Annotated in this window: 2 protein-coding genes and 1 pseudogene; 1 reads left to right on the top strand and 2 read right to left on the bottom strand. The window is 36.2% G+C overall.

What is annotated here, in order from left to right:
• Positions 1–545: 545 nt before the first annotated feature.
• Positions 546–1,530: pseudogene (locus Q0064_RS06185) on the bottom strand (PDDEXK nuclease domain-containing protein).
• A 352-nt stretch (positions 1,531–1,882) separates the two neighbouring features.
• Here Q0064_RS06185 and Q0064_RS06180 point away from each other — a divergent pair.
• Positions 1,883–2,065: a hypothetical protein gene (locus Q0064_RS06180; protein WP_298145874.1), complete on the top strand. Its 183-nt coding sequence runs from the start codon at positions 1,883–1,885 to the stop codon at positions 2,063–2,065.
• 110 nt (positions 2,066–2,175) lie between these two features.
• On the opposite strand, the gene Q0064_RS06175 is transcribed toward Q0064_RS06180, so the two are convergent.
• Positions 2,176–3,165, bottom strand: a complete 990-nt coding sequence (locus Q0064_RS06175; RefSeq protein WP_298145871.1) for a hypothetical protein — start codon at positions 3,163–3,165, stop codon at positions 2,176–2,178.
• Between the last annotated feature and the right edge of the window lie 777 nt (positions 3,166–3,942).

The following is a 3,942-nucleotide window of genomic DNA, read 5'->3' as shown; positions in this document are numbered from 1 at the left end:
GCACCTACGATACGTGGGTTAAGTAGGATAAAACGATACGTTAAGTGGTGAACGTCACGAAGTCTAAATTCTAACTTCTATCCCGATAGCTATCGGGACTAACTTCTAAAAAAGATCCGCCTTCGACAGGCTCAGGCACCGACGATACGTGGGTTCGGGTGGGAAAACGATACGTTAAGTGGTGAACGTCGCTGAGTCTTAATACTCAAATCTTAATACTCAAATCTCCATTAGCCTTCGACAAGCTGCCTTCGACAGGCTCAGGCTCTCACGATACGTGGGTTTATAAGGATAAAACGGTACGTTAAGTGGTGAACTTCACGATCCCGATAGCTATCGGGACTAGCTTCTCGCTTCCCAAAAAGGATACGTTAAGTGGTGAACTCATCGAAGTCTTAATACTCCCATCTTGATACTAACAAAGCTTTGCGAACTTTGCGAAACCTTTGCGCTCTTTGCGGTTTAAATTTCGATAAGCTACTTTCGATACGTTCAGACTATGCTAGCCTCAAAGTCGGGAGAGTTTGCGGAGCGGGGTAGTGGCTCTATTTCTCTTCGGTTTCATTGTCAAACAGTTCGTGTAGTTTTTGTTGTAAAAGTTTCTTGTCAGGTAATTGCGTTTTATACTCTGAAACCATAGTAGGAGAGAGGCTTCTACTCAAAGCATATTCTACAACTTCATTGTCTTTGTCCTTGCATAGCAAAACTCCAATGCTAGGATTCTCATTTGCCTTTTTAACGTCTCTGTCTAATGCTTCCAAGTAAAAGTTTAGCTGTCCCAAGTGGTCGGGTTTGAATTTGTCAGTTTTAAGTTCAAAAGCTACTAAACATTGTAGTCCACGGTGATAGAAAAGCAGGTCAATGTAAAAGTCGCTGTTACCTAACTTGCAACTTATACTCTTCTCCAATGAACAAAAAGTCCTTCCCGAGTTCAAGAACAAAATTTTTCATTTGTCTTACAAGTCCACGCTGTAAATCGCTTTCACTGTGTCGGTCAGGTAAGTTTAGAAATTCAAATACATAGCTGTCTTTGAATGTGTTAGATAGGTCATTGTTACTTTCTCTCACCGCTGGTGAGAGTTTTGAATTGCCTATCATTGACCGCTCGAAAAAGCTTGCAGATATTTGTCGGTCAAGCTCTCGTTTACTATAGTTTTCTCGTTTTACGAGTTTTAGGTAAAATTCCATTTCTTCAATAGTTTTACACCTTGAAAATATCAGAAGATTGTTTGTCCAGCTAATTTCTCTCACCAGTGGTGAGAGTTTTGGGAAGTCTTTGTAAGTCTCGTAAAACTGCCGCATTCTCCAAATGTTTTTATCGGAGAAGCCTTTTATATCAGGTTCGTGTGTTTGAATGAAACTGGCTAGTTCTGTTACGACAGAGTCACCCCATTCTGATTGTTCAATTTTCTTGCTTATATACCCTCCAATACTCCAATATAGATTTATCAGTTCGGCGTTTACGGCTTTAATAGCATCAGTCCGAGACTGTTTAATTAACTGAATTATATCCGTAAAGCGATTGTCCATTATTTGTTTCTATATGTTACAAATTTAATTTTTTTCAGCCGTGTTTCTCCTTTGGAACCGGTTTTTGCTAGAAACGATAACATTTTTTGACTGGATTAATGTAGCGATTTTCACTACACATGTTCATGCGGAGAGCCAATTTTGATTAACCAAAAATGAGTTTACGGAGAACTGAACCGACACTCTTGCCAAACTGCTGTGCCTGTTGCACAACGTAAAAATACACATAAATCCGCGTAACGGATAGCTATCGGTTTTGCAGTAATTTTTGTATTTTTAGTCATGCAAGGAAAAAAGAATTTTCAGCCACAATTGTTTAACTCGGTTAACTTCATTGATTTTTTTTAAATTGATGTCGAGTTTAACCTATAACCTAAAGAATTACCTCAAATTCATCACCCGCAAACCCTTATCGCAAGCCAAAGTTGTTGGTACGATAAAAGGAAAAGTACAAACAAGTCTAGAAACCACTTTTTATTGCTTACAAAGAGCTTTTCTAACCCCTCGAAAATTTGCCAATTACAACTTGAACTAAAAAATCAACCGCTCTAAAATCGCTTATAAAGAGGTCTTTTGCTGTTCAGATTTATGTTTTTTACTTTTTAAAAGAGGTTGTGCAACAGCTACGCCTGTTATAGCCAGTTTTTATTTATTTACTCCAGTTATCTCAAAAATTATTTCCTTACTGATTCCTTTTGAATGCATTTTATCTGCTATAATTAAATTTCTAGTTTCAAAAGTTCTTTGTTGCAAAAATGTAGCTCGACTCTTAATGTCCCAGCTCTGTCTAAAATTAATTAAGTCGTCTAACTTTTGTTTAAGGATTAAATAAGAGTTGTTTTTCTTTATGATTAAATCTTCTGGGACGTTTGACTCACTAATATTTTCTAATATCTCCAAGAACAAATGGTGGATTTCAAAAGTAGAATCAATTTTCACTACATCAACAAATGACATATCTTGGCTTGAAACAATATTGATATCATCATTATTAGAGTTCAATGCTTCATCCCACTGACCATGAGCAATTTTATTTCTGATATAACTATTGTTCACAATATAATCTTCTGAAATTTGTTTTAGTTCTGATTTCATTTGAGATATGTCTCCAGAATAAATATTCGGGATTTTATCTATGATTTTATCTATTAATGTCTTCCATTTGGTTTCAATATTCCTTCCATAATTTTGGAACCTGTCATTTAGAGCAAGACCGTGTGGTGTGTGTTTAAGCTTAATAAATGACGCTTCAGACCATGTGCAATATGTTAAAAGTAAATATTTAGAAAAAGTTTCTAACTGTTGGATTTTGTCATTTTTGTATTGTGAATTCAATAACTCCTTTTTTTCTAAATATTGAATTTTAAAGTCAGTTATTTGATTGTCTATATTGCTAGTAACAATTGGATCTGTAGAAGTAGTCTTGATAGCTAACAATGGAGAAATAGAGGAGTTATACCAAGTAATCAATAGATTTTCTTGGGTTTTAAAATCATCTATATTCTGGAAATCAACATTCGTTAGTTTCCTAATTATCGGAGTGAGGCTTTTAACTAATCTTATCTTTGATTTCCAAATTTTCCTTTCGTTAATTGTTTGTGCTCTATAAATGAGCAGGGATGTTTTAAAGTCCATAAAAAAGGTCCGTTAATGAAATTTACTAAATCGCATTAACGGACCTGGACTCGAACCAGGGACCTTACAAGGTTGACTTGTACGCTCTTCCTTCTGAGCTACCCCTCCGATACAAATATAGTACTTATAAATCATTTCTCTATTTAATTAAGTGGCTGGTTTTAAAATTGGCTATAACTTGACAATTGGCGGAGTTCCTCCCTTTTCTCCATTTTCAAAAACAAGCTTAATTAATTTAATCACAGCTAATTGCAGCGATAATTTACGCGCATTTTTGATATATAAAATCGGACACTTATTACGCCTTTTGCGTGAGCTGTTAAAATATTCGTTTTTGTTTTGTGCTAAAATATGCACTTCACTATTCCCAAAACTACCTACTTATAGGTATTATTTTACGAATTTTTGGTAACGTTTGCCTTAGCCCGGATGGCAGCGGCAGCCCGTAAGAAAAATACGGTAACGTGAAGCGGTAGGTGTGGGCGACCCAAGAAGCCCAATACCTGCCAACTGAACGAGACGTATTTTTTGCGGACTAAAGCGAACAGCCGGAAGGAGCTGTAAAAAATTTCGAGATTGAAAGATTAAAAGATTAAAAGATTAAAAGATTGAAAGATTGAAAAATTGGCCTTCGACAAGCTGCCTTCGACAAGCTCAGGCACCTACGATACGTGGGTTAAGTAGGATAAAACGATACGTTAAGTGGTGAACGTCACGAAGTCTAAATTCTAACTTCTATCCCGATAGCTATCGGGACTAACTTCTAAAAAAGATCCG

This window comes from Flavobacterium sp., assembly GCF_027490375.1.
Taxonomy (GTDB): domain Bacteria; phylum Bacteroidota; class Bacteroidia; order Flavobacteriales; family Flavobacteriaceae; genus Flavobacterium.
The sequence above is the reverse complement of the archived record's forward strand: the minus strand, read 5'-3'. Positions and strand labels throughout refer to the sequence as shown.